Raw genomic sequence first — 26,972 nt, 5'->3', positions numbered from 1 at the left:
ACCTGCGATCAAGACAGAGCAGGGCGTATGGTCATGAACCCCCCGAAGGTGGAAGGAGGTTCACCACACCATGGGACTCTTCAAGGACGCGCCGCCCCGGGAGCATCCGGACTATACCCAACTACGCTTCATGGCGGCCGGTTCGCCGTCATGGTGGAAGAGCAACCGCCACAAGGTACTGGCCGTCGCCGGCCTCCTGACCGGCTTCTGGCTCGCAGGCCACCACGACCCGGCCCCCGCCACCAGCCCCGCACCCCCACCGCCTGCCGCCACCGCCCGCTGACCCCGGCCGTTGGCCCCGGCGCACACCGCGCTCCGCGCGCCCCCTGGCCCCGACTTCGGCTGAGCAGCTGCCCCCGCTACCCGGGTGGGGCTTCCGTCGGCCGGCAGGAGGGTGGCGCGGGCCGGCGCCGCACTCCTGCCGGCCGACGGCGTAATGCGCCTCCCGCGCGGTCGCGGCCGTCGGTCCAGCGCACATGGGTGTCGGCATACTGTCCCCTAGAACGGCACGACCGAACCGCCGCAGCCTCACGACGCGTCCACCCGGTCCGGACGGCCCGGGCGCGCACGTCGTGAGGCTGCGGCGGCGGCGAGCGCTCGCTCAGCGGGTCGAGGTGAGGTGGGCGAAGACCACGACGTTGTTGGAGTATCCGGTCTTCTTGTCGTACTTACCGCCGCAGGTGATGACGCGCAGTTCCGGGCGCTCGGTCGGGCCGTAGACCTCGGCATCGGGGAAGGCCGCGCGCGGGAACATCCGCACCGCGTCGACGGTGAAGACCGCCGTCCGCCGGTCCTGGCGGACCACCTCGACCTGGTCGCCGGGCCTCAGCAGTCCGAGCCGGTAGAAGACGGCCGGACCGGAGCGGGTGTCCGCGTGGCCCGCCATGATGGCGTTGCCGGGCGCCCCTGGGGAGGATCCCTTCCGGTACCAACCGGCCTGGTTGGGCTTGGCGGCCGGTGGGGCATCCAGGCGGCCCGTGCCGTCCAGGTCGAGCCCGAGCAGCGGGGCGTTCACCTTGATGGCGGGGATTCTGACGGTGGTCGGCACGGAGGGCGGCAGTGGTTTGGGAGGCGGGCCGCCGGGCGTGACGGCGGGGCTCGGCGAACCCGGCCCGATGGCGCCGTGCTGCCCGCCCGGCCCGGTGGCGGCCGAGGCCGCCGGGGTGCCGACGGCGGCCGGTGCGCCGACGACGGCCGCCCCGAGCGGGGGCGGCCCGACGACGGGGGCGCCGTCGTAGATCAACCAGCCGCCGAGGACGAGGGCGACCGCCACGACTGCGGCGGTGACCCGCCCACGGTCGTGGCGGTGCGAACGCCGGATCGGGACCTCAGGATGCGGCATTGCGGGTAGCGCGGCGGCGGACGGCCCGGACACCGAGGCCCGCAGCGAGCACCAGTAGCGCCGAACCGGCGCCCACCTCAAGGGGGTTGAGGCCCTGCGACGTCCCGCCGCCACCGGTGTTCAGACCGCCGTGCGGGCCGCCACCGGCGGCACCGCCACCCGGCGTACCGCCGTTGGGGCCACCGCTCGGGTTACCACCGGCACCACCGCTCGGGCTGGCGCTGGGGCTGCTGTTCGGGGGGCAGTCGACCCGGAAGACCTTGTGCTTCCCGCTGCCCTGCTCGCCCTCGAAGGTCCAGTTGACCTTGTACATGCCGTTCGGGAGGGTCATGTCGGCCGTCCGGCCGGTCCCGCTGGCCAGCGTGATCTCGCCGGCGGCCGCCTGGCCGCCGTCGGCCGGCTGGTGCTCGATGTTCCAGGTGACCTTCTGGACGGTGTCGAAGTTGAACGCGTCGAGGTAGAAGGTGCAGACCTTGGGCTCGTCGCGCTGGTCGTCGGTCGGCGTGGTGGACTCGTGCACCTTGATGTCGCCGTTGTCGCCGGGCGCGGCGAAGGCCGTCGGCGCGGTCCCGGCCGCGGCCAGGACGACCATCGCGCCCGTCGCGAGCAGCCGTGCGGCACGGGCAAGGGGAACGGGATGACTCGTGGAGATCACGTCAGTACTCCAGGTGTGGGGGGGTACTCCAGGCCACACACCCTCAGGCCGTCACCACGTCCGACGAAGCACCCCACGCGCACTCACCTGACAATTCATCAGTTCAGCTCTGTGATCAGGGAGTTCACGTCCCCCGTTCGGCGCTCCGGGGTGGCGGGATCAGCGTTCCGATGCCAGCGCAGAGCAGCTCCAGGCTCCGGACGAACTTCTCGTCGGCGCCGTATGCGGCCGCGGCCGCCACGGTCAGCGGAAAGCTCCGGTGGAGGGCGGCGGCCTCCTCGGGCGTCACCGGTACCGCCGGTGGCTCGCTCTGCTCCTGGAGCACGTAGCCGGTGACGTGGCTGAGCACGGTGTCTGCGGCGGCACCGTGGTGCTCCGGAGGCAGGCCGGCCTCGGCGAGGGTGGCGAGCAGCCGTTCCATCAGCGAGAGGGCGCCGGGGCTGAGGGTCTTCGGGCTGCCCGCGAGCATGATCGCCCCACCGGGGTGTCGACGGATGCTCTGCCGCAGGGCGACGGCCTGCGCCGTGATCCGGTCCGGCCAGGCCGCCCGCGCGGGTAGCGCGGCCAGGGCCTCGGTGCCCGCGTCGTACGCCTGCCGGGCCACCCGGTCGGCCATCAGCTGGAGCAGCGCGGCCTTGCTGGGCACGTGGTAGTAGAGGCTGCCGGCGTGCACGTCGAGCCGGTCGGCGACCTGGCGCACGGAGAACCCGTGGTAGCCGGTCACGGCGAACACCGCCATCCCTGCCTCGACGATCCGGTCCGCGGTCAGCTTCACGGCCGCAGTCTAGCGAGGAGGGCCGCTTTTCGAACACTGTTTGAAATGCTACTCCGCGTCACGCTACCGTCATGATCAGCGAAATCGCACACGGCTCGGAGGGGGGTGGTGACGATGGACGTCCTGCTGTTCAACGTGACCACGGCAGCACTGATGGTCCTGATGTTCAACAGCGGTCTGGCCCTGGTCGGCCAGGGCACGCTCGGCGGGCGGCGGATACCCTGGGCGGCGGTCGGCCTCACGGCCCTCGCGCTCGGCGGAGTGGCCCTCCAGCTCTACTGGTCGGGGGCGATGGGAGCGCTCGACGCCGACCCCGCGAAGTCCGGCTGGTGGCGCGTGGTCACCTCGGTCTTCATGCAGAACGGCGGCTTCGGCGGCGCCGCCTGGAACATCGCCACCCTCGCCGCCGTCGCGGCCTTCGCCGACTGGTTCTGGGGCGCGCCGCTGACCCTCGGCCTCTTCGCTGCGGGCATCCTGCTGCCGGAGCAGATCGACAAGCTGTGGGGCCAGACCTCGCACAGCACCGATCCCCGTAACTTCGCCGGCAGCTCGGGCACCACCTACTTCCTGGGCGCGACGCTGGCTGCGACCCTGCTGCTGCACGGCGCTTCGGACCGAGCCGCGGGCCACGGGGGCGCCAAGGCCGTCCGGAAGATCCGGCTGCTGGCCCTCGGCGTCCCCGTGCTCGGGTTGGCGATGTGGATCGCCCAGGAGAACGGACACGGGCTGGTCTCCGTGTACGGCTTCGTCCTCGGCGCCCTCGCCTGGGCCGCGTTCCGCACCCTCCTGCGCCCCGACCTCGCCGCACAGCGGCCGACGGTACTCACCGTCACCTCCCTGACCCGGCTCCTCGGCCGCCGCACCCGCAGAGCCGAGGAGCCGACGGTCTGACGGCCTGGCGCCCGGCTAGGACCTGTCGGCCCCGGCGAACTGCTCGACCAGGGCGCGGTTGAAGGCGGGCAGGTCGTCGGGCTTGCGGCTCGACACCAGTACGTTGGGGCCGGACCGGTCGATCTCGACCTCGGAGTCCACCCAGTGCGCCCCGGCGTTGGTGAGGTCGGTGCGCAGGCTGGGCCAGGAGGTCAGAGTGCGGCCGCGCAGCACCCCCGCCTCGACCAGGGTCCACGGACCGTGGCAGATCACCGCGACCGGCTTCGACCGGCTGAAGAAGCTGCTGACGAACTCCACCGCGCGCGGGTCCATCCGCAGGAAGTCCGGATTCGCCACGCCTCCGGGCAGGACCAAGGCGTCGTAGTCGGCAGCCGAGACGTCCGCGACCACCGCGTTCACCGGGAACTCGTCGCCCTCGTCGAGATGGTGGCGGGCCCGGACCTTCCCGGCCTTGGTGGAGACCAGCACGGGGGAACCGCCGGCCTCGCGGACGGCCTCCCACGGCTTGGTCAACTCGTCCTGCTCCGCTCCTTCCGGTGCGACCAGGAAGGCGACCCGCCGACCGGCGAGCGGCGCCCCGTCCGAACGGTCCGAACCTTCGGCGCCGGCCGGGCCGGGGCTCCCGATCCGCGTCTCCGGACCCTCGTCCTCATGGTGCAGCGGCACGCCTCCGGCGCCTCCCTGCGGGCGGTCCTCCATTGTTCCTCCTCAGTACGGACGGGCGGTTGGAGGGGCGCGTGCCCGCCCTGACCGGACCCAAACTCGGACGTGGACAGACCACGGCGGGCCCGCCGTCCGATCGGACGGCGGGCCCCGCGCTGCAGTCTCCACTCACCAGCGGTACCAGCGCCGTCGACCACCGGACGCAGAGGCGCCACCGAAGACGAATCCCAGCAGCCAGAGCACCAGCACCGCCAGTGCGACCCACCAGAGGATGTGCCAGGCAAACCCGGCACCGCCCAGGATCAGAGCAATCAGCAGAACAACGATCAATAGAGCCATGACATCCGCACCTCCGACTCCACCGTCTGCCCGATTCCGCGAATCTCACGCCTGACCTGCGAGAAGCTTTCAGCGGCCGTTTGATCCCGGCCCGGTGGGCCAGACGCCCGGTATGGACAGAACCACCGTCTCCCCCCTGCCCCGCTGGCTCGACGCACCCAGCGGCTGGTCCGGGCTCGACCGGGCCTCCGACCGGATCCAAAGCCTGGTCACCGGACTGCCGTTGGGCCGCCTGCGGGACGTCCTGCACGGGACCTGGCTCGGCCATCCGCTGCACCCGGCTCTGGCCCAGGTCCCGACCGGCTGCTGGCTGTCGGCCACCGTCCTGGACCTCACCGGCGCCCCACCGGTGGCCGCCCGCCGACTGACCGGACTCGGCCTGGCGGCCGTCCCCCCGACGCTGTGGGCTGGTTGGGTGGACTGGGCAGGACTCTCGGCCGAACGCCGGCGCACCGGCCTGGTGCACGCGGCGTCGGCGGTCACCGCGACCGCCCTCCAGCTCAGCTCGTACCGGGCCCGACGGCACGGCCGCACGACCGTCGGCATCCTGTGCGGGCTGGCCGGCACCACTGTGGTGAGCCTGACCGCCGCCCTCGGCGGGCACCTGGCCTACCGTCAGCCCGGCGCACCCACCGCGTCCGAGACCAGCACGCCCGTCACCTCCGAGGCCGGCGCGCCCACCGCGTCCGAACCCGGCACGGCCGACGAGAAGGTAGCCCCGGACGCACCGCCGTCCCGGACCGACCCCGCCGCTCACCCATGGCAGGCGGGCTGATCTGATCCACCGTCGGACCGGGCACCCTGAGGGAGTATCCCGCCGTGCCCGGCCCCCTTCGGCGTGCTGAGCTGAGAGCCCGTCCGAAGGAGAATTCCCTTGTTCCGCCTGACCCGCCGCCCCGTCGGCCTCGCCGCCGCCTCACTGGCGCTGACCCTGTTCTCCGCCGCCCCGGCCGTGTCCGTGGCACCGCCGCTCTCGGCTCCCCACGTGCTCGCGCACCTCGACCTCGCCGCGGGGCAGATGCCGGAGAACATCGTCCTCGAGCCCGACGGCTCCGCCGACGTGACGTTCATCAGCGCGCGGCAGATCGCCCGGATCGGCCTCGATGGTCACACCACGGTCCTCGCCACGCTGCCCGCCCCGGCCGTGCCGGCCACCCCGCTGGTCGGGTTCGCCGCCGTCACCGGGATCGCCCGGGCCGACGACGGCACCCTGTACGTCAACTACGCCACCGGGACCGACGATCTGACCGGCGTCTGGCGCCTCACCCCGGGTGGCGTGCCCGAACGGATCGCCGCGCTCCCGGCGAACGGCCTCCCCAACGGCCTGACCCTCGACCGGCAGCGCGGCAACCTGTACGTCGCCGACTCGCTGCTGGGCACCGTCTGGCGGATCTCGCTGCACGACGGCACCCGCACCGCCTGGGCCACCGGGACCGAACTCAAGCCGAACGGCTTCATCGGCGCCAACGGCATCCGCAAGCACCACGGTGCCATCTGGGTGACCAACACCGACAACGGAACGATCCTGCGGATCCCGATCTGCCCGGACGGCTCCGCCGCGCCGATCGAGACCCGGGCCACCGGACTCGCCGGGATCGACGACTTCGGCTTCACCGGCGAGAGCGACGACCTGCTCGCCGCCCTCAACTCCGCCAACGAGGTCGTCCACCTGCCCCAGGGCGGCACCCCGACCGTGGTGCTCACCGGGCAGGACGGGCTGTCGAACCCCACCTCCGTGGCGGTCTGCGGCGACACCGTCTACGTCACCAGCGCCGCCTTCACCACCATGCAGGACCCGAACCTCCTGCTGGCCCGGTACAACGCCTGACCCTGCGGACCCGCCGGGTCCCCGGTGTCCCGGCAGGGGACGCCGGGGGCCCGACGGCACGGTGCCTACCGGAGGCCACCGGTGAGGGCGAGTCGCGCGAACCAGTCGATCGTCATCCTCAGGCCCTTGTCGAAGTCGACGACCGGCTGCCAGCCGAGCACCGACCTGGCCAGCCCGATGTCGGGCCGACGCAGCGTGGGGTCGTCGCCCGGCCGCTCGACGAACTCCACCGGCGACGCGGAGCCACACAACTCCCGGATGTGCTCTGCCAGTTCGAGAACGCTCAGCTCGACCGGGTTGCCCAGGTTGATCGGCCCGTGATGCTCACCGGCGGCTGCGGCCAGGATGCCGCTCACCGTGTCGTCGACGTAGCAGATCGACCTGGTCTGCGTGCCGTCACCGGCCACCGTCAGCGGCCGTCCGGCCAGCGCCTGGGTGATGAAGGTCGGCACCGCCCGCCCGTCGGTGGGCCGCATCCGGGGGCCGTAGGTGTTGAACAGCCGGACGATCACCGTGTTCACGCCCAGGGCGGTGCGGTAGGCCGTGGTCAGCGCCTCCGCGTAGCGCTTGGCCTCGTCGTACTGGCTGCGCGGGCCGACCGGGTTGACGTTTCCCCAGTAGGACTCGGTCTGCGGGTGGACCAGCGGGTCACCGTAGACCTCCGAGGTGGAGGTCAGCAGGAAGCGGGCGTCCTTGCGGCGCGCCAACTCCAGGGCGTTCAGGGTCCCGTGGGCTCCCGCCCGGAGGGTCTCGACCGGATGCCTCGCGTAGTCGTGCGGCGAAGCAGGTGAGGCGAGGTGGACTACCAGGTCGACCGGGCCCGCCACGTCGAACTCCTCGGAGACGTCCCGGCGCTCCAGCACGAAGCCGGGGTCGTCCGCCAGGGCGGCCAGGTTGTCGACCGAGCCGGTCAGCAGGTTGTCGAGGCAGACCACCGAGACGCCCTCCTCCCGCAGCCGGTCGCACAGGTGCGAGCCGACGAAGCCCGCACCGCCGGTGACCACCGCCCGGCGCACTGTCCGCTTCATCCGGTCCTCCTCTTCCCTCGTACCGCGCGTCATGGTCAGGACTCCCGCAGCGAACGGCCGGTCCTGGTGAGGAACACGTCGTCCAGGGTCGGGCGGTGCAGTTCGATGGTGGCCAGCTCGATCCCGGCGTCCGCCAGCGCCCGCATGATCTGCGGCATCGCCGTCTCGCCGCCGTCCACCGACAGGCGCAGCCCGCCGCCCGCACGTACCTCGGCCGACCGCACGCACGCCTGGCCGGTCAGCAGCTCGGAGGCCTTCTCCGCGTCGGCCACGCCGACCGTGACCACCTCGCCCTTGATCGAGCGCTTGAGCGCGGCCGGGGTGCCGTCGGCGACGATGCCGCCTCCGTCGATGATGGCGATCCGGTCGCAGAGCGCGTCGGCCTCGTCCAGGTAGTGCGTGGTCAGGAAGACCGTCATGCCTTCGTCGCGCAGCCTGCGGATCTCCTCCCACACGTGGGCCCGGCTCTGCGGGTCGAGGCCGGAGGTCGGCTCGTCCAGGAAGAGCACCTTGGGCCGGTGGACCACCCCGAGGGCGATGTCCACCCGGCGGCGCTGGCCGCCGGAGTAGGTGCGGCAGTGCCGGTCGGCGTACTCGGTGAGGTCGAAGGCGTCCAGCGCGGCGACCGCCCGGCTCTGCGCCTCGGCCTTGCCGATGCCGTGCATCCTGGCCTGCATCACCAGCTCCTCACGGGCCGTCACGTCGTCCCAGGTGCCGCCGCCCTGGGCGATGTAGCCGATGTTCCGCCGGACCTCGGCCTGCTGGGTGCGCAGGTCGGCGCCGGCCACGACGGCCTCGCCGCCGTCCGGCCGGAGCAAGGTGGCGAGCATCCGGAGCGTGGTCGTCTTGCCCGCGCCGTTGGGGCCGAGGAACCCGAAGATCTCCCCCTCGGCCACGCTGAGGTCCAGGCCCGCCACCGCGTCCACCGAGGCGGTCTTCCGGCGGCGCCCGGTCTGGAAGGACTTCCGCAGTCCGCTGGTCTCGATCATCGGGAGGTCCTTGTCATGAGGGGTACGGGCGTCACCGGACGGACCGGGCGAACTGACGGGCCGACCAGGTCAGCGCCACCACCGCCACGGCGGCCATCAGCGCGATGCTCTGCCCGACCGCCGGGTCACCGGCGTGACCGGCGAACAGCTCCCGCATCCCGACCACGGCCCGGCTGAACGGGTTCCAGTCGGAGACCCGGCGCAGCCAGAGCGGCGCCAGCGCGAGCGGCAGCAGGGTGCCGGAGAGCAGCATCAGCGGCTGCGCCAGGTTGTTGACCAGTTGGCCGAGCACGTCGGGGTTGCTCACCTTGAGCGCGATGCCGTACGAGACCGAGGCGCTGCTGACCGAGATCAGCGCCAGCAGCACGTAGGCGAGCAGCAGGTCCTGGATCCGGACGAAGAGCCCGAGCGGCATCGAGAGCACGGTGATGATGGCTGCCTGGATCACCAGGGTGACCACGTCCCTGAGCGCCCGACCGAGCAGCAGCGCCACCCGGCTGACCGGGGTGACCCTGGCCCGCTCGATGACGCCCGAGGCCAGCTCGCCGAGCAGGCCGAAGCCGACGTAGAGGCCACCGCCGAGGGCCAGCGCGACCAGCATGCCGGGGACGTAGATCCGGTAGGCGTCGGCCATCGAGCCCGCGCCCATCGAGGCGAGTGCCGGTCTGAGCAGCGGCGCGAACAGGGCGAGGTAGACGACCGGTTGGGCCACGCCCAGGACGATCGAGAGCGGGGACCTCACCATCAGCAGCAGGTGCCGTTGGAACACCAGCCAGGTGTCGCGGAGCGTCTTCATCTCGGTGCGCCTCCCAATCCTTCGGTGAGCAGGGTCTCCAGGTGGTCCGCCGCCACCCGCGCTCCCCCGGCGGCGGCGAACGACTCCCCCACCCGCCGGGCGGCGGCCCGGTATGACGGATCGTCGAGTACGGCCAGCAGCTCCGCGCGCAGCGGCTCCGGCCGTACGCTCGCGAACCGGACCCGGCGGCCGGCGCCGGCCGCCACCACCTGGGCGGCGTTGATCGGCTGGTCCCCCTTGATCGGGGCGACCACCAGCGGCACCCCGTGGGCCAGCGCCTCGCAGACGGTGTTCAGCCCGCCGTGGCTGACCACCGCGTCCAACCGGGGCATCAGCTCAAGCACCGGCACCCGGGGGCGGACCAGGACGTGGGCCGGCGGGTCGTGGACGGTGCCGTCCGGCGCCGCCACGATCGCCTGGACGCGGTCGCCGAGCGGACGGAGCGCCTCGACCACCCGGGCGTGGAACTCCCGGGCCAGGTCCAGCGACAGCGTGCCGACGGTGACCAGCACCTGGCGCCGCCGGGGGTCGAGCCAGTCCCAGGGGAACGTGGCGTCCGGGGCCCTCGGCGCCAGGGCCGGGCCGACCAGGACGGCGTTGCCCGGCCACTCCAGCGGGCCGGTCAGGGCCTCGCCGGTGAAGCCGACCAGCAGGTGCGGTGAGAAGCGCAGGTCGTGCGGCGGCTCGCCGGGCAGCCCCGCGGCGGTCCACATGGCCGCCATCCGCCGCTGGATCCATGCCTCCACCTCGGGCAGGGCGCGGTAGGGGCGGGTCAGTTCCATGGTGGTCGGCGCCATCGAGGCCCACGGCAGCCCGGCCCGGTGCGCGGCGAGCGCGCCGGCCACCGCGTGCTGGTCCACGGCCAGCACGTCGGGGCGGAAGGCGGCCACCGCGCGTTCGATGCCGGCCAGCGTGCTTTTGGCGTGCGGGACGATGTAGCCGTCCCAGCGCGACTTCGCGGCGGCCATGCCCCGGTCGGCCTGGCCGCGGTGGGCGCGCAGCGGGATCGGCGCGATCGCGGCGCCGGGGCCGAGCAGCGGGCGCAGGAAGGACTCGGAGCCGGCCCACAGCACCTGGTGCCCGCGCCCGACCAGTTCTCCGGAGACGGCAGCCAGCGGGTTCACATGGCCGGTCAGTGGCAGCGAGACGAAGAGGTATCGCCCCATCAGGATCCGGCCGTCACGTGGTCGGCGACCTCGCCGACGGTGAGCCCGATGATCCGGTCGATGGTCAGCCCGGCCACGTACCCGACCAGGTCGACCCGGTCGCCGAACTCGCGCCGGAGCGCCACGTTCCAGGCCGCCAACTCGTGGCTCTCCAGAAGCAGTTCGCCGTCAACGAGGCTCCCGGGGCCGATGGCGTCCAGCCACACTCGGTCCTCGCCGACGATCTCCCGCAGGAGTTCGGCGATCCGCCGGACCGGGCCGTCCGCGCTCACGGCGCCTGCCGGGGCTTGGTGGCCCGGAGCGCGCCGTAGGTGATGACGCCGGTGTCGAAGCCCCTCGTCATCAGCGGCCCGGCGTGGAAGAAGCCCAGCACGTCCACGCCGCGTTCGCGGGCGAGGTCGCGCATCACCGTCCGGCCGCGCGCGAAGCGCTGGATCTGCGCGAAGCCGGGATCCCAGGAGTTGGCGACGGCACCGCTCCAGTCCACCGTGGCGACCTCGGTGAAGCCGGCCGCGCCGGCCAGCCGTTCGTGCTCCGGCAGGGAGGAGAAGTCGGGCATCACCTGGTGCACCAGGATCTGCCGGACGAGCTCCCACTCGTCCGCGTCCAGCTCGCCGTCGCGGACCGACCAGGTGGCGACGGCGAGCGTGCCGCCCGGTACGAGCAGCCGGATCGCCTCGGCGAAGAAGGCCGCCCGGTCCGCGATGTGCATCAGGCTCTCCAACGCCCAGACCACGTCGAAGGATTCGTCCGGGTACCCGGTGCCGAGCGCGTCCAGCCGGTGGAAGCGGGCCCGTTCGGCGACGCCCGCGGCCTGCGCCTTCTCGTTGGCCCGTTCGGCCTGCCGCGCGCTGAGGGTGACCCCCTCCACGGTGCAGCCGAGCACTCCGGCGAGGTGCAGCGCCGGTCCGCCGATGCCGCAGCCGACGTCGAGCACCCGCGCTCCGGCGGGCACCCGGGCGTAGTCGACCAGCTCGCGGACCAGCCGGTCGGTGGCCGCGTGCCGGTCCGCCCCGTCGGGGCCGGGGATCTCGCCCGGATCCCAGAAGCCGTGGTGGACGTGCTCGCCCCACAGGTCCTCGTACAGGTCGAGGGTGATGTCGTAGTAGCGCTCCACGGCCGTGTTCAGGCCGGAGCCGATTGCTGGTTCCACTTGGCCGATCCTCGAAAAGTTGGCATGAATGCGTTCAACAAGGCAGCGGGAAAGGACCGGGGAATGAAACCCGGAAGGCCGTTCTGGTCTGATCCACCGTGCGGCGCAGCCGCCGGAGCAGACGTCCGTAAGCATGCGGGGGGCGCGCCGTCTTTGCGGCAGCACCGAAGGGAACGAGCCGCCTGGCCAGCGCTGCTGACGGGCGGTCAGGTCTGGACAACATGCCGCTCGACCACGGAAGTTGACCAACCGGCGGTCACACTAGTGGGGCGGCGGACTCGCGTCAATGCACCAAACAAATCCCGCCGCCGGGCCGGATCCGGCGCTCGGTGGACGCCGAAAATGCCGCCGTGAGTTCGGACACTTGACACCGGGCAATGGAGAGTTGAAAGTTCGGCGTGGGAATTCCACCAGTTCCCTCCGATCATGACCAGGAAGAGGTTGTGGTTCTCCATGAAAGTCGCAGCCACACCCCCGCCGAGCAGCATGGGAGCGCTCCCACTCGATCCCTCCTGGGTCGACGAGGTCCTCCTGCGGGGTCCCGGCGCCGAGCCCTGTCTCTTCTTCGGCCCACCGGTCAGCAGGGACGAACTGCGCCGGCTGGTCCGGGCCCGGCAGACCGCGCTGACCACGGCCGGCCTCCGGCCTGGCGGCTCGGTGGCGCTCTGCCTCGCCCCCTCGCTCGCCCTGGTCGCCAACCTGCTGGCGAGCTGGCGGATCGGCGCCCAGGCCGCACTGCTGGACCACCGGCTCACCCCCTTCGAGACCGACCGGGCTCTCGCCCGACTGGCACCGCAGGTACTGGTGACCGCCGACCGGCCGGTCAGCCACGGCCCGGCCCACGGCTTCCACCAGCTGCGGGAGACGGTCACCGCCCGTCCGGGCCGTCCGGCCCGCACCCCACACGCACTCGTGCAGCTCAGCTCGGGCTCGACCGGCCCATCGAAGATCATCGGACGTACCGCGGCCGACCTGGTCGCCGAACTCGACCGGTACGCCCGGATCGACGGCACGCCACGAGCCGGTGAGCGGATCGTCTCGCTGGCCTCGATGGTGCACGTGCTGGGGCTGGTCGGCGGCCTGCTGCACAGTCTGCACGCCGGGGTCAGGCTCGCCGTCCCCGAGCGGCTGACGGCCGAGGGCATCCTCGCCACGGTCGCGGCCGGCCCCGAACCGACCACCCTGCTCGGCGTGCCGTTCCACCTCGAACTGCTCAGCTGGACCATGGAGTTACCTGACCTTCCGCAACTCACCGGCATGACCACCGGCGGCGAGCTGGTCCGGAGCCAGGTGCACGACGCTTTCGTGGACCGGTACGGCATCCGCCTCGGCTGCATGTACGGGATGACCGAGGTCGGCGTCATCGCCACCGACCTGTCCGGCGAGCAGCGACCCGAACTGACTCCGGCCCCCGGCCTCACCCTGCGCGTTGCCGACGGCGAACTGCTCATCGCCAGAGCGCAGTCGCCCTACCTCGACCACGGCACCCCACCCGCCCCCGGCCAGGACCGCTGGGCCGACGGCTGGCTGCACACCAAGGACGGTGGCACGGTCGACCCCGGCACCGGACGGATCCGGGTGCTCGGTCGGCTGGACTCCCAGGTGTCGATCGGCGGCCTGAAGGTCGACCTCACCGAGGTCGAGCACACCCTCGCCGCCCTCCCCGAAGTGGCCGCCGCGGTGGTCGTCTTCGGAACCTCGATCGAGGCGTACGTCGTGCCCCACCCGGGCGGCACCGCAGAGCGGATCGAGGCCCGGCTCGCCGAACGGCTGGCCACCTACAAACGGCCCCGCCGGCTCCACCTGGTGGACCGACTGCCGCGCACCGCCACCGGGAAGCTGGTCCGCGACCGGACCGCACTGGGCAGTGCCACCCTCCAGCAACCCTCCGACCGAGAAGGAAGTACCCGCGATGTCCACTGAGGCACCGTCAACCGAGCAGATCCGCGCGTTCGTAGTCTCCGCGCTGGGCGCGATGAACTACGACACCACCGGCGTGGACGACGACACCCTGCTGGGACCGGCCGGCGCCGACCTCGAGTCACTCTCCTTGGCCGAGCTGGGAGTCCGGGTCGAGGAGGAGTTCGGCGTCAGGTTCGACGACGACGAGGCGGAACTGCTGGGCACCATGACGGTCGGGGAGTTCGGTGCCGCCGTGGCCGCCCGGATCGGTTCCGCGTCGGCCGCGGGCCACTGAGCGTGCCGACCGGCCCCGGACGGGACGAGGTCCTCGCGCTGCTCGCCGCCTTCGGCGACCGAGCCCCCGAGGAGGTGCCCGAGGGCATCGACTCGATGGAACTGGCCTGGCTGGCTTACCAGTTGGAGCAGCATCACGGTCGGCATCTGGACGACGACACGCTCGCCAGGATGACCACCGTCTCGGCCGTGGTCGAGGTGCTCGGCGGGCTCTCCGACCAATGACCTTGCTACGGCTACGGGATGAGGTGAACGAAGTGAAAGACCCGGTCCCGACTGTCCGTCGCGGCCCGCACGCCGTGGCCGTCACCGGTTCGGCCGTGCTCAGCGCTCCCGGCCGGGGCGTCCGGCCGCTGCTGGCCGCCGTGCTCGACGGCGCACCGGCGTTCGCGCCGGTGCGGCGCTTCGACGTGGCCGGCCGAAGAACCACCTGGGCCGCGGCGCACTCCGGCGACCCGGTGCTGGCGGACGAGCTGGACCGGGCCGTCACCGAGGCCTGCGACCAGGCCGGCCTGTCCACCGCCCAGCGCGCCGACTGCCCGTTGTACCTCGCCGTGCACGGCGATCCGGCGCTCCCCCGGGTCCCCGGGCCGGACCGCACCGCCCACGGCGTCGACGCCTTCGCCGCCGCGGTCGCCCGGCGCGCCGGGCTGTTTGGGAGGTCCCGCGCGTACACCTCCGCCTGCGTGGCCTCCGGCACCGCCGTCGCCGACGCCGCCGCCGAGCTGGCCCACGGGCAGGCCGAGCGGATCGTGGTGGCGGCCGGCTACCTGGTCGAGGCGGACCAGTTCGCCGTCTTCGAGGCCGGGCGGGCACTGGCCCGCGACGGCCGGGTGCGCCCGTTCAGCTCCGGCCGGACGGGGCTGCTGCTCGGCGACGGCGTGGTCGCCGTGGTGCTCGAAGCGGCCTCCTCCGCCCGGGCGCGCCGGGCCGAGTCCCTGGCGCTGCTCGCTGGTTGGGGCCGCGCGGGTGACGCGTACCACGTCTGCCGACCCCGGCCGGACGGGGCCGGGCTGGCCCGGGCCATCACCGACGCGCTGCACCGGGGTGGGATCGGCCCGGAACGGGTCGGCTATGTGAACGCCCACGGTTCGGGCACCCTGGTCGGCGACACCGCCGAGGCCGCCGCCCTGCACCTGGCGCTCGGCGAGAGCGCCGCGACCGTACCGGTCAGCTCGACCAAGTCGGTGCACGGCCAGGCGCTGGAGGCGGGCTCGCTGCTCGAACTGGTCGTCACCATCGAGGCGTTAAGGGCCGGTCGGCTGCCGGTGAACGCGGGCCATCTGGGCCCTGACCCGGCCTGCCCGCTCAACCTGATCCTCGACCGAGCCGTCTCCACCGACGCCGACCATGCGCTCAGCCTCAGTTCGGCCTTCGGCGGAGCGAACACCGCACTCCTGGTCGGCACGCCGTGACCACGACCGCCACCGTGCCGGACGTCTCCGGATCCCGACCAACGCTCAGCCTGGCCGCCTCCACGGCGGGCCTGCGCGTACTGGCCTCGGCCGAATGGCCCGAAGCCGCCGAGGACCGGGTCGTACCGGCGATCGCCGGGTTCGTGGTCTCCTCGTTCAGCCCGCTCGCCGCCGAAGCGACCCGGCGGTGCCTGCTGCGACGGCCCGCGACCTCCCAACGTCCCGTCACCGCCGTGGTGTTGGTCAGCCCGCTGGGCGACCTGGCCGGTGCGGTGCACGTGGCCGAGGCCGTGGACGGTGCCGGCCGGGTCGGGCCGCTGCTGTTCTTCCAGGCTGTCCCCAACGCCGTGGCCGGGCACCTGGCCGCGCGCTGGCAGCTGACCGGTCCGGTGGTGAGCCTCGGCGACACCGCCGCCGGGCTGGCCGTCACGGCCCTGCTGCTGGCCGACGGGGACGCCGAGCAGGCCCTGCTGGTCCGCGTCGACCAGGCACCCACTCCAGGCGGCCAGGACCGCGCCGCCGCCGTCCTGCTCGCGCCCGGCCCGAGCAGGCACCAGCAGGGAGCACAGCCGTGAGCGAAGTGAGCCGCCGGAACGCCCGGCGAGCGGATGTCGTGGTCAGCGGGATGGGTCTGGTGACCCCGGCCGGCTCCAGCGCCGAGGAGCTCATGTCGGCGATGTGCGAAGGCCGATCAGGGCTGGTCCGGCCGGATCCTGACGGACCGTTGGCCGACTCGCTGGAGGTGGCCGGGTTCGCCCCGCCGATCGACCCGGGGTCGGTTCTGCCGGCGCCCGAGGCCCGGCTCGTCGACCGCTGCATCGTGCTGGCGATGCGGGCGGCGGCTGACGCCCTGGCCGACGCGGGCATCGAGGTGGGCCGGGACGTCGACCCGTACCGGATCGGGGTGATCCTCTCCGGGACCGGCGGGCTGGCCACCCTGGAGTCCCAGGTGGTGCTGCGCACCGAACGCGGCCGACTGGCCGTCAGCCCGTACCTGCTGCCCGCGATGCTGCCCAACATGGCCTCGGCCAGGGTGGCGATCCGGCACGGCATCCGGGGCTACAGCTCCGCCATCGGGACGGCCTGCGCGGCCGGGGCCCAGTCCGTCGGGGAGGGGCTGCGGCTGCTGCGTGCCGACGAGGCCGACGTGGTGGTGGTCGGCTGCGGCGAGGCACCGCTCTTCCCCACGCTGGCCGACACCTTCGGCAACGCCCGCGCGCTGGCCCGTGGTTGGACCGACGATCCGGCCGGTGCCAGCCGTCCCTTCGACCGCCGCAGGAACGGTCTGGTGCTCGGCGAGGGCGCCGGGGTGCTGGTGCTGGAGCGTGCCGGGCACGCGGACGCCCGCGGCGCGGCCGGGTACGCCGACGTGCTCGGCTGGGGCGCGACCAACGACGCCCACCACCCGACCACCCCGCACCCCGACGGCGAGGGCGCAGCCGCCTGCATGCGGCAGGCGCTGCGCGCCGCCGGGATCGGCCCGCGCGACGTCGGCTACGTCAACGCGCACGGTACCGGCACCCGGCTGGGCGATCTGGCCGAGGCGGTCGCGATCCGCAAGGTGTTCGGCGGCCACGGCCCGCCGGTCAGCGCGACCAAGGCGGTCACCGGCCACCTGCTCGGCGCCTCCGGGGTGGTCGAGTCGGCGGTCTCGGTGCTGGCGCTGCGGCGGGAACTGCTGCCGCCCACCCACAACCTGGACGACCCGGACCCGGCCTGCGAGCTGGACCACGTCCGCAAGGGCCCCCGCCCGGCCCCGGGGATCAGCCATGTCATGTCGAACTCGTTCGGGTTCGGCGGCCACAACATCAGCCTCGTCTACGGCCTGCCGAGCACCCGGCTGGCCAGGACCGTCTGACGAATCGTCGGAACAGAGAAGGAACGGCTACCGCAATGGACTTCCTCGGCGTCGATCATGTCGAGTTCTACGTGGGTGACGCGCGCCAGGCGGCGTATCTCCTGTGCTCCGGCCTCGGCTTCCGCCTGTACGGGCAGGGCGGCCCCGAGACCGGCCTGCCCGGCCAGCGCAGCCTGTTACTGGGACAGGGCGACTGCCGGGTGCTGCTGACCTCGGGCCTGACACCGGACCACCCGGCGTCGCGGTACGTCGCCCGGCACGGCGACGGCGTGGCCGTGATCGCCTTCGGCACCCGGGACGCCACCGCCGCGTACGCCGCCACGGTGGCGGGCGGCGCGACGGCGGTCGAGCCACCCCGGACGTACGGGGGCTCCGTGGTCACCGCGACCGTCTCCGGCTTCGGCGACGTCGTGCACCGGCTGGTCGAACGGCACGGCGCGGACGACGAGTTCCTGCCCGGAGTGATCGAGATGCTGGAGGTGGGGCCGCCCACCGGCCGCGAGCTGGTGCAGGGCATCGACCACGCCGCGGTCTGCGTGCCGGACGGGCAGCTCGACCGCACCACCCGGTACTACCGCAGGGCCTTCGGCTTCGAGGTGATCTTCGAGGAGTACATCGAGGTCGGCGGCCAGGGCATGTTCTCCCAGGTGGTGCAGAGCCCCGGCGGCGGCATCACGCTCACCCTGATCCAGCCCGACCTGAGCCGCTCCCCCGGCCAGATCGACGACTTCCTGGCCTGGCACGACGGCCCGGGCGTACAGCACCTGGCCCTGGCCAGCCGTGACATCGCCACCGCCGTCGACACCATGGCGGAACGCGGCATCGGCTTCGCGTTCACCCCGGACGGCTACTACAGCGCGCTGGACGGCCTCCCGGTGGACCGGCTGCGCGAGCGCGGCATCCTGCTGGACCGCGACCACTGGGGTGAGCTGTACCAGATCTTCGCCGCCTCGATGCACGTGCGGCGGACCTTCTTCTGGGAGCTGATCGAGCGTCACGGCGCCCGCACCTTCGGCACCAGCAACATCCCCGCCCTGTACGAGGCCAAGGAGAGGGAGCTCGCACGATGACCACCACCCTGCGGTTCGATCTCACCGACCGGGAACTGGCCCTGCTGCCGGACGCCCACGACGTGGCCTTCTACGCCGAGCACGGCTGGTACCTGACCGGAAAGCTGTTCACCGACCAGGAGGTGGACCTGCTGGCCGCCGCCGCCGAGCGCTACTACGCCGGCGAACGCACCCGCGTCCTACCCGTCCGCCCGCCCCGGCTGGCCGCCTGGCAGCCCTCGGACGGGCCGGTCCAGCGCCACAACGACTACGTCCACTACGAGAGCGACCCGATCGCCCGGGTGCTCTGCAAGCCGCTGGTCGGGGCGGTGGCCGCGCTGCTGGCCGGGGTGGACGAGATCCGGGTGTTCCAGTCCACGCTGATCCTCAAGCCGGCCGTGGCCGGCGAGCCCAGCAACGTCGTGCCCTGGCACTTCGACAAGCACTACTGGTCAACCTCGACCTCCGAACGGATGCTGACCGCCTTCGTCCCGTTCCACGACTGCGACGAGGAGATGGGCACCCTCACCGTGGTGGACGGCAGTCACCGGTGGCGCGAGACCGGCCGCCAGGACTCGATGACCCGTCACTTCGCCGACCGCGACCGGGCCGACCTGGAGCGGGTGCTCGCCGAGAACGCCGCGTACAACGGCGCCGAGATCCGCAAGGTCCCGCTGGTCATCCCGAAGGGCCACCTGAGCTTCCACCACTGCCGGACGTACCACGGCAGCGGTCCCAACCTCAGCGACCGGCCGCGCCGCGCGGTCTCCTTCCACCTCCAGGACGGCGCGAACGAGTACCGCGACTTCGCGCTCAGCGACGGCAGCTCCGCCGCGTACAACCACGACGTGCTGGTCCGGCGGCTGCCGGACGGCCGGCCGGACTACGCCGACCCGGAGTTCTGCCCGGTGCTCTGGCGGGCCGAGGGCCCGGTGCACCGTGGCTGACGCGGCCGCCCTCTACCGGACGGTCGCGCTGATCCGGGGCTTCGAGCAGCGGGCGATCGAGCTGGTCAGGGCGGGCGTGGTGCTCGGCGGCATTCACCCGTACACCGGCCAGGAGGCGATCGCGGCGGGCACCTGCGCCGCGCTGCGCCCCGACGACGTGATCACCAGCACCCACCGGGGCCACGGCCACGTCCTGGCCAAGGGCGCCGATCCGGCCCGGGTGATGGCCGAACTGGCGGGCCGCACGACCGGTTCGAACCAGGGACGCGGCGGCTCGATGCACGCGGCCGACTTCGGCGTGGGCGTGCTCGGGGCGAACGCGATCGTCGGCGCCGCCGTGCCGATCGCGGCGGGCGCCGCCTGGGCGTTTCGGCGTGCGGGGTCGGACCGGGTCGCGCTCGGCTACTTCGGTGACGGCGCGGTCAGCCAGGGCGTGGTGCTGGAGAGCTTCAACCTGGCCGCGCTCTGGCGGGTGCCGGTGGTCCTGGTCTGCGAGAACAACGGCTTCGCGACCTCGATGCGGACGGCGGACACGGTGGCCGGCAGCATCACCGGCCGGGCCGCCGCCTTCGGCATCCCGGCCCGCACCGTGGACGGGGCGGACCCCGAGGCGGTCCTCGACGCCACCGCCGAAGCGGTCGCCCGGGCCAGGGCGGGCGAGGGGCCGACCCTGCTGGAGTGCACCACCTACCGCTTCGACGCCCACCACACCTGGGAGCACACCGCCCGCCCCCGCTACCGGACGGACGCCGAGGTCGCCGCCGGGCGGGCCCGCGATCCGCTGGAGATCCAGGGTGCGCGCCTCCCGGGCGCCACCCGGGCCGCGATCGACGCCGACCTGGCGGCGCTGCTCGACCGGGCGGTGGAGTACGCCTGCGCCGGCCCGCACCCCGACCCGGCCACCGCGCTGGACCACCTCTACGCCACCGGCCTGCGCGGCCGAGCGGGGGTGCGGTGATGCCGAAGCTCTCCTACCTCAAGGCGCTGAACCGCGCGATCGGCGACGAAATGGACCGCGACCCCGACGTCTGCGTGTTCGGCGAGGACGTCGGCGTCGCCGTCACCCACGTGACCGCCGGGCTGCTGAAACGATTCGGCCCGGGCCGGGTGCTGGACACGCCCATCTCCGAGCAGGCGTTCACCGGATTCGCCACCGGCGCCGCGCTGGCCGGGCTACGGCCGCTGATCGAGTTCCAGATCCCGGCGCTGCTGTTCCTGGCATTCGAGCAGATCGTTAACCAGGCCCACAAGTTCTCGCTGATGACGGGCGGTCAGGCCCGGGTGCCGGTGACCTACCTGCTGCCCGGCTCCGGCTCCCGGGAGAGCTGGGCCGGCCAGCACTCCGACCACCCCTACAGCCTGTTCGCGCACGTCGGCGTGAAGACGGTGGTGCCCGCCACCCCGTCCGACGCGTACGGGCTGCTGCTGACCGCGATCAGGGACGACGACCCGGTGGTGGTCTTCGCCCCCGCCGGCGCCCTCGGGGTCCGCCAGGACCTCGACCTCATCGGGCTCGCGCCCGTGCCGCTGGGAGTCGGCCGGATCCACCGCGCCGGCACCGACGTCACCGTGGTGGCGGTGGGCCACCTGGTCCACGACGCCCTGGCGGTGGCGGAGGACCTGGCCGGCGACATCTCGGTGGAGGTCTTCGACCCGCGCTCGCTGTTCCCCTTCGACTGGTCCGGGTTGGCCCGGTCACTGGAGCGGACCGGGCGGCTGGTCGTGGTCGACGACTCCAACCGCACCTGCGGCATCGGCGCGGAGATCCTCGCCACCGCGGCCGAGGAGATGCGGCTGATCGCACCGCCCCGCCGGATCACCCGTCCGGACGGCGCCGTGCTGCCCTTCGCCCGGGCCCTCGACCTGGCCTGCCAGCCCACCCGGGCCCAGCTCAGGGCGGCGATCGAGCGGACGGTCCACGGCAAACCCTCAAGGAGAGCAGAGTGACGGGCACCAACATCAGAGCGCGGCTGGCCGCCGACCCCGGCCTCGGCACGGGCAACGTGCTGCCCAAGCTGTTCGAGCACGGCGCCGACCCGGACGGTCCCGGCGCCGCGTTCGACGTCCCCTTCGACGGCTTCCCGGCCGGGCACGGGCTGACCCTCGGTCAGCTCCGCGAACGGGTGGCGGCCCGCGCGGCCTGGTGGCACGGACAGGGGATCGGCCCGCGCGACCCGGTCGCGGTGTACGTCTCCGGCTCGGCGGACTGCCTGCTGAACTTCCTGGCGCTGACCTGGCTCGGCGCGATCCCCGCCCTGATGAACCGTCACCTCCCGGGCGACATCGCCGCCGAGTACGTCCGGCGGCTGCGGGGCGTCGCCCTGCTCACCGACCCGGAGCACCGGGCCGTCCTGGCCGGCCACGACCTGGGCGTACGCGTGCACGCCGACACCGCCGCCCCCGGCACCGGGGACCCGGCGCAGGCGCCGGCGCCGTACCGGCACCACGCCGACGACCCGGTCGTCGTCACCCACTCCTCGGGCACCACCCGGATGCCCGCCGCCGTGGTGCACTCCCACGCCAGCCTGTTCGCCGCCACCCGGCTGTTCCGGCTCGCCGCGCCACGGGCCAGGGGCGCGGCCCGGATCCTCAGCGCGCTGCCGGCCGCCCACGCGGCGGGCGTCTCGGCGCTCAACCTGGCCCTGTGCAACCGCAGCGAGCTGCTCTTCCTCTCCAGCCAGAACGACGGCGCGGCGGTGCTCGACACCATCGAGCGCTGGCGGCCCACCGGCGTCTTCGGCTTCGCGGCCACCTGGGCGCAGCTGGCCCGCCACGACCTGAGTACGCGCCGACTCGACTCGGTGGCCCTGTGGTTCAACACCGGCGACTGCGCGCACGAGCCGCACATCCGCCGCCTGGTCGCAGCCGGCTCCCGGGAGACCGTCACCCGCGAGGGGGTGCGACGGCTCCCCGGCTCCAGCTTCGTGGACGGCCTGGGCTCCACCGAGATGGGCCACTCCGCGTTCCACCTCACCCACAGCACCGGCACCGAGCGGTACGGGCGCTGCGTAGGGGTGCCGCACGGCTTCGCCGAGGTGGCGCTGCTGGACGTCCGTACGGGGTACGAGGTCCCGGTCGGCGAGGTGGGCCACTTCGGTCTCAGGGCGCCGACGCTGGCCCCCGGCTACTGGAACGACTCCGGCGCCACCTACCGCAACCGGCTCAACGGCTGGTACCTGACCGGCGACCTGATGTACCGGGACGAGGAGGGCTACTACTTCCACGTGGACCGGGCCGTCGACGCGGTCGAGCTCGGTGGCGGGGAGTGGCTCTACACGGCGATGAGCGAGGAGCGCATCCTCGCCAACTGCCCTGACGTGCACGACTGCACGGTGGTGTCGCTGGAGGTCGAAGGGCGGGTGGTCACCGACGTCCTGCTCACCCTGCACTCCACCGCCGACCCGGACGCCGACCGGACCCCGGCGGTCCGCGCCGCGCTGACGGCGGCAGCGGCGGCGACCCTGCGCGAGGTGCTGGTGATCTCCGAGGACGAGCTGATCCTCGGGCCGACCGGCAAGGTCCGCAAGTTCCTGATGCGGCAGCGGCACCGGGCCGGGACGGCAGCGGTCTGATGGGCGACCGGTTCGAGCGGGTGCCCGTGCACTTCGCAGGGGAGGGGGCGGGCGTCGACGAACTGTCCTGGGGGATGTGGGAGATCTGGCACGCGATGGTGGGTCAGCGCGGTTCGCTGCCGATCGGCGGCCGGGCCGCGCTGCCCGCCGGTACCACCGTCGCCGACGTGGCCGAGGAACTGCGGTACCTGATGGGCCGGTTCCCCTCCATGCGGACCCGGCTCAGGATCGACCCGGCGGGGCACCCCACCCAGGAGCTGTTCGACTCCGGCAGCACCGCGCTGGAGGTCTACGACGCCGGGCGGGCCGATCCGGAGCGGGTCGCGAACACGGTCGAGGAGCACTACCGCTCCGTCCCCTTCGACCACACCGGGGAGTGGCCGGTGCGGATGGCCGTGGTGCGGCGGGACGGCCTGGCCGTGCACCTGGTCAGCATCATGAGCCACCTGGTCACCGACGCAGCCGGCGGGGCGATCATGCTCCGGGAGGTGCAGCAGCGGTCCACCGCGCCGGTCACCGGCCTCCAGCAGCTGGAACAGGCCGCCTGGCAGCGCTCACCGGCGGGGCTGCGGCAGAACGAACGAGCCCTGGGTCACTTCGAGCGGATCCTGCGGACGATCCCGGCCCGCCGGTTCCCCGCCTCGACGGACCTGCGCACCCCCCGGCTGTGGACCGCCGAGTTCCACTCCCCCGCCCTGCGACTCGCGCTCCCGGTGATCGCCGAACGCACCGGCACCGACACCCGGACCGTCCTGCTCGCCCTCTACGCCGTCGCACTGCGCCGGATCAGCGGCACCGACCCGGTGGTGTTCCGACCCGTCGTCAACAACCGGTTCCGATCCGGCCTGCGGGACGTGGTCTGCATGGTCGCCCAGGCCGGCCTGACGGTCCTCGAGGTCGGGGACGGCACCGTCGACGAGGCGGTCGAACTCACCCGGCGCACCACCATGACCGGCTACAAGCACGCCTACTTCCACCCGGAGCGGCTGAACGAGCTGATCGCCCGCGTCTCCGCCGAGCGGGGTGAGGCCGTCGACGTGCAGTGCTTCTTCAACGACCGCAGCACCCACCGGCCGCCGGAGCAGGACGGCCCGCCCGACGCCGAGCGGTTGGAACGGGCGCAGGCCGAGGGCGTGTTCCGGTGGGTCCGCCGGACGGAGGCCGCGATCGACTCGCTGCTGGTGCACTTCGACGACGCCCCCGACGGCCTGCTGATGGAGATGCTGACGGACATTCACCACTTCTCCGCCGAAGACGCCGAGGCGCTGGCCCGTGGCCTGGAGGCGGTCGCGGTCGAGGCCGCGCTCGATCCGGCCGCCCGGACGGAGCTCCGGTGACCGCGCTGTTGGCCGTCTCCGACCACCTGCCGCCCGGCCGGGTGGCGATCGAGGAGCTGGCCGAGGAGTTCGGGCTGACCTCGATACAGCTCAGGATCTTCCGCCGCTACCACGGGCTCGGCACGGTCGGCCGCGATCCGGACGGCAGCCTGCTCGACCTGCTGCGCGGCGCGGTGGCGGGGCTGGACGCCCTGCGCGGCCGGGAGCACCGGGTCCGCTACGTCCTGCACGCCCGCAGCTTCCCGACCGTGGTGCCCTACCCGCACGACCCGGTCCGGGAACTCTGCCGGGAGCTGGGCCTCGACCGGGCCACGGTGTTCGCGGTGGGTCACCACGCCTGTGCCTCGGGTCTGCTGGCCGTCGACGTGGCGGGCCGGCTGCTCGCCGCCGATGCCGACCCGGACGGCCTGGCCCTGGTCCTGGCCGGGGAGAAGACCTTCACCGCCGAGGCCGGGATGGTGCCTGACACCTCGTTCTTCGGCGAGGGCGCCGCAGCCTGCCTGGTCGCACCCGGCGGGGACCGTGACCGGGTGCTGTCCTACGCGGTCGACGTCCGGGGCGAGTTCGACTCCGACGAGCCCGATGTGGCCCTGGCGTTCCAGCGGATCTACGCGGAGGCCCTGGCGGCGGCCGTCCTCGCGGCCGTCGAACGAGCCGGGCTCGGCATGGACGCCATCGGCGTGATCCTGCCGCACAACGTCAACCGCGTGGCCTGGCACCAGGTCTGCCGCCTCCTCGGCTACCCCCGCGAGCGGGTCGTGCTCGACAACGTGGCGACCACGGGTCACGTCTTCTGCGCCGACAACCTCGTCAACTACCGCACGGCACAACGGCGGGGGCTGCTGCGGCCGGGCGAGCCCTATGTGATGGCCGCCGCCGGGGCCGGACGCGGGGCCACCTTCTCGGCCATGGTCCTCCAGCACTGACCACCCCTCCACGAAGGATCCCCCATGACCGACCACCGCATCACCGGCCCTGCTCTGCGCGAGCACCTGGTCGACACCATCTGCGCCCTGCTCCCGCACGTGCTCGGCCGCGAGGTCACCCACGCCACCGTCGACACCACCCTGATGGAGGCCCTCGGCATGAGCTCCACCACCGGCCTGGAACTCGTCCTGGAGCTGGAGGACCGCCTCGATCTGGAGATCAGCGTCGAGGAGCTCGGCCGGGACGACTTCGGCACGGTCGGCTCACTGGCCGACTACGTCGCCGCGAACCTGCTTCCGGAGGCATGATGATACGAACTTTCTCTTACACCAACACAGTTGACGCTCCGTCAGCTCCCTGGGGCATTCGCCGCACCGCCCGGCTGGCCTTCCCCGAACCGGCGGCACTGGCGGGCGATCCCGTCCACGCCGAGCGCCTCGAACGCTACCTGACCGACCTGCTGAACCCGTACGGGCTCTCGCCGACCCCCGCGAAGCAGGACGGCCACTCGTACGGCGAGATGGGCGCGGCGCTGATCCGTGCGACCGTACCCGCAGGCGAGTCGGTCGACCTGCTGGTGCTCGCGTACTCGATCCCCGACATCACCCCGGGCCGCGCCACGGCCGCCCACCTGAGCCACGCTTGCCCCGGCACGCCGCTGGCCTTCGCGGTCACCGACCAGGGCGGTGCGGGAGCGATCACCGCCCTGCGACTGGTAGACGCCTACGCGCGGTCGGGTGGACTCCGGCGGGCACTGCTGCTGGTGGTCGAGCAGCACTCGCTGCCGTACGACCCGGGCCTCCCGGTCACCGTTCCGGCGGAGAGCCGGGGCGTGGCGCTGCTCTTCGGCGAACCCCTGTCGGGCGAGCGGGTCGCCGAGCCGGCGGAGCTCCTGTCGGCGGACCCCGGAGCATGGTGGGAGCGGGCGGGTGTCCTCGCCGAGGTGCTCGGATGATCCCGCTCACCCTGACGGACCACCGCGACCTGGCGCGCCACCAACTCTCCGACACGGTATGGGACTTCGTCGAGGGTGGCGCCGGGGCCGAACGCACCCTCCGGGCCAACCGACGCGCCTTCACCCGGGTGACACTCCGGCCGCGCGTCCTGGTCGACGTCTCCGACTGCGACACCCGGACGGAACTCCTCGGCGCCCGGATCGCCACCCCGGTGGGTGTCGCGCCGACGGCCTACCACCGGCTGCTGCACCCCGACGGCGAGCTCGCCACCGCGCACGGTGCCGGGACGGCCGGGGCGCTGTACGTGGTCAGCCTCTTCGCCAGCCGCACGGTCGAGGAGATCGCCGCCGCGGCCACCGGACCGCTCTGGCTCCAGCTCTACTGGCTGCGCCGCCGCGAGGTGCTGGCCGGTCTGGTGGACCGGGCCGCAGAGGCCGGCTACCGGGCGGTCGTACTCACGGTGGACGCACCGCAGTTGGGACGGCGCCACCGGGACGCCCGCAACGGCTTCGCCGTCCCGTCCGGCGTCTCCGCCGTCAACCTCGACCCGGCACTGATGGCGTCCGCCCACCGGTCCGACGCCGGTCGCTCGGCGCTGGCGGTCCACACCGCGGAGGCCGTCGACCCGTCGGTCACCTGGGCCGACCTGGCCTGGCTGCGTGGGCGCAGCGAACTCCCCCTGGTCCTGAAGGGCATCCTCACCGCCGAGGACGCCGCCCTCGCGGTCGGGCACGGAGCCGATGCGATCGTGGTCTCCAACCACGGCGGCCGCCAACTCGACGGCGCGGCAGCCAGCTTGGACGCGCTGGCCGAGGTGGTGGATGCGGTCGGGTCCGCCGACTGCCCGGTGCTGTTCGACGGCGGGGTCCGCAGCGGCACCGACGTGTTCGCGGCGCTCGCGCTGGGCGCCAGGGCGGTCCTGCTCGGCCGCCCGGTCCTCTGGGGGCTGGCCGCGGACGGCGCCGCCGGAGTGGCCGGGGTTCTCGGCCTGGCCACCGGGGAGCTCGCCCACACCATGGCCCTCACCGGACGACCGTCCCTGGCAGCCGTCGACCGGTCCGCGATCGCCCTCGCCCCGGACGGACGGTGA

At 73.1% G+C, this 26,972-nt stretch carries 31 protein-coding genes; 20 read left to right on the top strand and 11 right to left on the bottom strand.

The window, feature by feature from the left end:
• The first annotated feature begins 70 nt into the window (after positions 1-70).
• Positions 71-283, top strand: coding sequence for a hypothetical protein (locus ACKUU6_RS30680; protein ID WP_407991816.1), 213 nt, complete (start codon positions 71-73; stop codon positions 281-283).
• 318 nt (positions 284-601) lie between these two features.
• Here the strand turns inward: ACKUU6_RS30680 and ACKUU6_RS30675 are convergent, their stop codons facing one another.
• The 3 genes from ACKUU6_RS30675 to ACKUU6_RS30665 form a co-directional block, all read right to left on the bottom strand.
• A complete protein-coding gene (locus ACKUU6_RS30675) occupies positions 602-1,342 on the bottom strand; it encodes a class F sortase (protein WP_407991815.1) in 741 nt (246 codons plus the stop codon).
• Positions 1,329-1,997: a hypothetical protein gene (locus ACKUU6_RS30670; RefSeq protein ID WP_407991814.1), complete on the bottom strand. Its 669-nt coding sequence runs from the start codon at positions 1,995-1,997 to the stop codon at positions 1,329-1,331. The genes ACKUU6_RS30675 and ACKUU6_RS30670 overlap by 14 nt, the downstream gene beginning before the upstream one ends.
• A gap of 124 nt (positions 1,998-2,121) precedes the next feature.
• On the bottom strand, positions 2,122-2,772 hold the full coding sequence (locus tag ACKUU6_RS30665; protein ID WP_407991813.1) for a TetR/AcrR family transcriptional regulator: 651 nt from the start codon (positions 2,770-2,772) through the stop codon (positions 2,122-2,124).
• Between the two features lie 114 nt (positions 2,773-2,886).
• On the opposite strand from ACKUU6_RS30665, the gene ACKUU6_RS30660 reads away from it, so the two are divergent.
• Complete coding sequence (locus ACKUU6_RS30660) at positions 2,887-3,663, top strand: hypothetical protein (RefSeq protein WP_407992288.1); 777 nt, start codon at positions 2,887-2,889, stop codon at positions 3,661-3,663.
• 15 nt (positions 3,664-3,678) lie between these two features.
• Here the strand turns inward: ACKUU6_RS30660 and ACKUU6_RS30655 are convergent, their stop codons facing one another.
• A complete protein-coding gene (locus ACKUU6_RS30655) occupies positions 3,679-4,209 on the bottom strand; it encodes a type 1 glutamine amidotransferase domain-containing protein (protein WP_407992287.1) in 531 nt (176 codons plus the stop codon).
• Between the two features lie 285 nt (positions 4,210-4,494).
• Positions 4,495-4,665, bottom strand: a complete 171-nt coding sequence (locus ACKUU6_RS30650) for a hydrophobic protein (protein ID WP_407991812.1) — start codon at positions 4,663-4,665, stop codon at positions 4,495-4,497.
• A 112-nt stretch (positions 4,666-4,777) separates the two neighbouring features.
• Between ACKUU6_RS30650 and ACKUU6_RS30645 the strand changes: the two genes are divergently transcribed.
• Together ACKUU6_RS30645 and ACKUU6_RS30640 are read left to right on the top strand one after the other, a co-directional pair.
• Positions 4,778-5,440, top strand: a complete 663-nt coding sequence (locus ACKUU6_RS30645; protein ID WP_407991811.1) for a DUF2231 domain-containing protein — start codon at positions 4,778-4,780, stop codon at positions 5,438-5,440.
• Positions 5,441-5,533: 93 nt separating this feature from the next.
• Positions 5,534-6,493, top strand: a complete 960-nt coding sequence (locus ACKUU6_RS30640; RefSeq protein ID WP_407992286.1) for an SMP-30/gluconolactonase/LRE family protein — start codon at positions 5,534-5,536, stop codon at positions 6,491-6,493.
• Positions 6,494-6,558: 65 nt separating this feature from the next.
• Here ACKUU6_RS30640 and ACKUU6_RS30635 read toward each other — a convergent pair whose 3' ends face one another.
• Genes ACKUU6_RS30635 through ACKUU6_RS30610 form a run of 6 tightly spaced genes read right to left on the bottom strand, consistent with a single transcriptional unit; the run spans position 6,559 to position 11,625 of the window.
• The gene (locus tag ACKUU6_RS30635) at positions 6,559-7,521 is read right to left on the bottom strand and encodes a UDP-glucuronic acid decarboxylase family protein (protein ID WP_407991810.1); all 963 of its coding nucleotides are present in this window, start codon (positions 7,519-7,521) and stop codon (positions 6,559-6,561) included.
• Between the two features lie 35 nt (positions 7,522-7,556).
• Positions 7,557-8,510 carry an ATP-binding cassette domain-containing protein gene (locus ACKUU6_RS30630; protein ID WP_407991809.1) on the bottom strand — a complete coding sequence of 318 codons (954 nt, stop codon included), beginning with the start codon at positions 8,508-8,510 and terminating at the stop codon, positions 7,557-7,559.
• 31 nt (positions 8,511-8,541) lie between these two features.
• Positions 8,542-9,306 (bottom strand): ABC transporter permease, encoded by a 765-nt coding sequence (locus tag ACKUU6_RS30625; protein ID WP_407991808.1) that lies wholly within the window; start codon positions 9,304-9,306, stop codon positions 8,542-8,544.
• Positions 9,303-10,472 carry a glycosyltransferase gene (locus ACKUU6_RS30620; RefSeq protein ID WP_407991807.1) on the bottom strand — a complete coding sequence of 390 codons (1,170 nt, stop codon included), beginning with the start codon at positions 10,470-10,472 and terminating at the stop codon, positions 9,303-9,305. Before ACKUU6_RS30620 ends, ACKUU6_RS30625 begins: the two co-directional genes overlap by 4 nt.
• A complete protein-coding gene (locus tag ACKUU6_RS30615) occupies positions 10,472-10,744 on the bottom strand; it encodes a hypothetical protein (RefSeq protein ID WP_407991806.1) in 273 nt (90 codons plus the stop codon). Before ACKUU6_RS30615 ends, ACKUU6_RS30620 begins: the two co-directional genes overlap by 1 nt.
• On the bottom strand, positions 10,741-11,625 hold the full coding sequence (locus tag ACKUU6_RS30610; RefSeq protein WP_407991805.1) for a methyltransferase domain-containing protein: 885 nt from the start codon (positions 11,623-11,625) through the stop codon (positions 10,741-10,743). The genes ACKUU6_RS30615 and ACKUU6_RS30610 overlap by 4 nt, the downstream gene beginning before the upstream one ends.
• 453 nt (positions 11,626-12,078) lie before the next feature.
• Here ACKUU6_RS30610 and ACKUU6_RS30605 point away from each other — a divergent pair, with 453 nt between their 5' ends.
• Genes ACKUU6_RS30605 through ACKUU6_RS30530 form a run of 16 tightly spaced genes read left to right on the top strand, consistent with a single transcriptional unit; the run spans position 12,079 to position 26,972 of the window.
• Complete coding sequence (locus tag ACKUU6_RS30605) at positions 12,079-13,548, top strand: class I adenylate-forming enzyme family protein (RefSeq protein ID WP_407991804.1); 1,470 nt, start codon at positions 12,079-12,081, stop codon at positions 13,546-13,548.
• The gene (locus ACKUU6_RS30600) at positions 13,538-13,822 is read left to right on the top strand and encodes an acyl carrier protein (protein WP_407991803.1); all 285 of its coding nucleotides are present in this window, start codon (positions 13,538-13,540) and stop codon (positions 13,820-13,822) included. The genes ACKUU6_RS30605 and ACKUU6_RS30600 overlap by 11 nt, the downstream gene beginning before the upstream one ends.
• Positions 13,823-13,824: 2 nt before the next feature.
• A complete protein-coding gene (locus ACKUU6_RS30595) occupies positions 13,825-14,046 on the top strand; it encodes an acyl carrier protein (protein WP_407991802.1) in 222 nt (73 codons plus the stop codon).
• A 32-nt stretch (positions 14,047-14,078) separates the two neighbouring features.
• Complete coding sequence (locus ACKUU6_RS30590; protein WP_407991801.1) at positions 14,079-15,236, top strand: beta-ketoacyl synthase N-terminal-like domain-containing protein; 1,158 nt, start codon at positions 14,079-14,081, stop codon at positions 15,234-15,236.
• Entirely contained in the window at positions 15,233-15,811 is a 579-nt protein-coding gene (locus tag ACKUU6_RS30585; RefSeq protein WP_407991800.1) for a beta-ketoacyl synthase chain length factor, read from the top strand. The genes ACKUU6_RS30590 and ACKUU6_RS30585 overlap by 4 nt, the downstream gene beginning before the upstream one ends.
• Positions 15,808-17,094, top strand: coding sequence for a beta-ketoacyl-[acyl-carrier-protein] synthase family protein (locus tag ACKUU6_RS30580; RefSeq protein ID WP_407991799.1), 1,287 nt, complete (start codon positions 15,808-15,810; stop codon positions 17,092-17,094). The genes ACKUU6_RS30585 and ACKUU6_RS30580 overlap by 4 nt, the downstream gene beginning before the upstream one ends.
• Positions 17,095-17,129: 35 nt before the next feature.
• Positions 17,130-18,164: a 4-hydroxyphenylpyruvate dioxygenase gene (gene hppD, locus ACKUU6_RS30575; protein WP_407991798.1), complete on the top strand. Its 1,035-nt coding sequence runs from the start codon at positions 17,130-17,132 to the stop codon at positions 18,162-18,164.
• A complete protein-coding gene (locus ACKUU6_RS30570) occupies positions 18,161-19,090 on the top strand; it encodes a phytanoyl-CoA dioxygenase family protein (RefSeq protein WP_407991797.1) in 930 nt (309 codons plus the stop codon). The genes hppD and ACKUU6_RS30570 overlap by 4 nt, the downstream gene beginning before the upstream one ends.
• The gene (locus ACKUU6_RS30565) at positions 19,083-20,048 is read left to right on the top strand and encodes a thiamine pyrophosphate-dependent dehydrogenase E1 component subunit alpha (protein ID WP_407991796.1); all 966 of its coding nucleotides are present in this window, start codon (positions 19,083-19,085) and stop codon (positions 20,046-20,048) included. Before ACKUU6_RS30570 ends, ACKUU6_RS30565 begins: the two co-directional genes overlap by 8 nt.
• Positions 20,048-21,037, top strand: coding sequence for an alpha-ketoacid dehydrogenase subunit beta (locus ACKUU6_RS30560; RefSeq protein ID WP_407991795.1), 990 nt, complete (start codon positions 20,048-20,050; stop codon positions 21,035-21,037). The genes ACKUU6_RS30565 and ACKUU6_RS30560 overlap by 1 nt, the downstream gene beginning before the upstream one ends.
• Positions 21,034-22,662, top strand: a complete 1,629-nt coding sequence (locus tag ACKUU6_RS30555; RefSeq protein WP_407991794.1) for a class I adenylate-forming enzyme family protein — start codon at positions 21,034-21,036, stop codon at positions 22,660-22,662. The genes ACKUU6_RS30560 and ACKUU6_RS30555 overlap by 4 nt, the downstream gene beginning before the upstream one ends.
• A complete protein-coding gene (locus ACKUU6_RS30550) occupies positions 22,662-23,999 on the top strand; it encodes a condensation domain-containing protein (RefSeq protein ID WP_407991793.1) in 1,338 nt (445 codons plus the stop codon). The genes ACKUU6_RS30555 and ACKUU6_RS30550 overlap by 1 nt, the downstream gene beginning before the upstream one ends.
• Positions 23,996-24,925, top strand: coding sequence for a 3-oxoacyl-[acyl-carrier-protein] synthase III C-terminal domain-containing protein (locus ACKUU6_RS30545; RefSeq protein ID WP_407991792.1), 930 nt, complete (start codon positions 23,996-23,998; stop codon positions 24,923-24,925). The genes ACKUU6_RS30550 and ACKUU6_RS30545 overlap by 4 nt, the downstream gene beginning before the upstream one ends.
• A gap of 24 nt (positions 24,926-24,949) precedes the next feature.
• A complete protein-coding gene (locus ACKUU6_RS30540; protein WP_407991791.1) occupies positions 24,950-25,234 on the top strand; it encodes an acyl carrier protein in 285 nt (94 codons plus the stop codon).
• Entirely contained in the window at positions 25,231-25,881 is a 651-nt protein-coding gene (locus ACKUU6_RS30535) for a hypothetical protein (RefSeq protein WP_408649648.1), read from the top strand. The genes ACKUU6_RS30540 and ACKUU6_RS30535 overlap by 4 nt, the downstream gene beginning before the upstream one ends.
• Positions 25,878-26,972 carry an alpha-hydroxy acid oxidase gene (locus ACKUU6_RS30530; RefSeq protein ID WP_407991789.1) on the top strand — a complete coding sequence of 365 codons (1,095 nt, stop codon included), beginning with the start codon at positions 25,878-25,880 and terminating at the stop codon, positions 26,970-26,972. Before ACKUU6_RS30535 ends, ACKUU6_RS30530 begins: the two co-directional genes overlap by 4 nt.

The organism is Kitasatospora sp. CMC57 (assembly GCF_045866025.2).
Taxonomy (GTDB): Bacteria; Actinomycetota; Actinomycetes; order Streptomycetales; family Streptomycetaceae; genus Kitasatospora.
The sequence above is the reverse complement of the archived record's forward strand: the minus strand, read 5'-3'. Positions and strand labels throughout refer to the sequence as shown.

Coding starts and splice junctions, on each gene's coding strand:
- ACKUU6_RS30680 (WP_407991816.1), top strand. CDS start 71: ATGGGACTCTTCAAGGACGCGCCGCCCCGGGAGCATCCGGACTATACC.
- ACKUU6_RS30675 (WP_407991815.1), bottom strand. CDS start 1,342: ATGCCGCATCCTGAGGTCCCGATCCGGCGTTCGCACCGCCACGACCGT.
- ACKUU6_RS30660 (WP_407992288.1), top strand. CDS start 2,887: ATGGACGTCCTGCTGTTCAACGTGACCACGGCAGCACTGATGGTCCTG.
- ACKUU6_RS30650 (WP_407991812.1), bottom strand. CDS start 4,665: ATGGCTCTATTGATCGTTGTTCTGCTGATTGCTCTGATCCTGGGCGGT.
- ACKUU6_RS30645 (WP_407991811.1), top strand. CDS start 4,778: ATGGACAGAACCACCGTCTCCCCCCTGCCCCGCTGGCTCGACGCACCC.
- ACKUU6_RS30635 (WP_407991810.1), bottom strand. CDS start 7,521: ATGAAGCGGACAGTGCGCCGGGCGGTGGTCACCGGCGGTGCGGGCTTC.
- ACKUU6_RS30630 (WP_407991809.1), bottom strand. CDS start 8,510: ATGATCGAGACCAGCGGACTGCGGAAGTCCTTCCAGACCGGGCGCCGC.
- ACKUU6_RS30625 (WP_407991808.1), bottom strand. CDS start 9,306: ATGAAGACGCTCCGCGACACCTGGCTGGTGTTCCAACGGCACCTGCTG.
- ACKUU6_RS30620 (WP_407991807.1), bottom strand. CDS start 10,472: ATGGGGCGATACCTCTTCGTCTCGCTGCCACTGACCGGCCATGTGAAC.
- ACKUU6_RS30605 (WP_407991804.1), top strand. CDS start 12,079: ATGAAAGTCGCAGCCACACCCCCGCCGAGCAGCATGGGAGCGCTCCCA.
- ACKUU6_RS30600 (WP_407991803.1), top strand. CDS start 13,538: ATGTCCACTGAGGCACCGTCAACCGAGCAGATCCGCGCGTTCGTAGTC.
- hppD (WP_407991798.1), top strand. CDS start 17,130: ATGGACTTCCTCGGCGTCGATCATGTCGAGTTCTACGTGGGTGACGCG.
- ACKUU6_RS30570 (WP_407991797.1), top strand. CDS start 18,161: ATGACCACCACCCTGCGGTTCGATCTCACCGACCGGGAACTGGCCCTG.
- ACKUU6_RS30560 (WP_407991795.1), top strand. CDS start 20,048: ATGCCGAAGCTCTCCTACCTCAAGGCGCTGAACCGCGCGATCGGCGAC.
- ACKUU6_RS30550 (WP_407991793.1), top strand. CDS start 22,662: ATGGGCGACCGGTTCGAGCGGGTGCCCGTGCACTTCGCAGGGGAGGGG.
- ACKUU6_RS30540 (WP_407991791.1), top strand. CDS start 24,950: ATGACCGACCACCGCATCACCGGCCCTGCTCTGCGCGAGCACCTGGTC.
- ACKUU6_RS30535 (WP_408649648.1), top strand. CDS start 25,231: ATGATGATACGAACTTTCTCTTACACCAACACAGTTGACGCTCCGTCA.
- ACKUU6_RS30530 (WP_407991789.1), top strand. CDS start 25,878: ATGATCCCGCTCACCCTGACGGACCACCGCGACCTGGCGCGCCACCAA.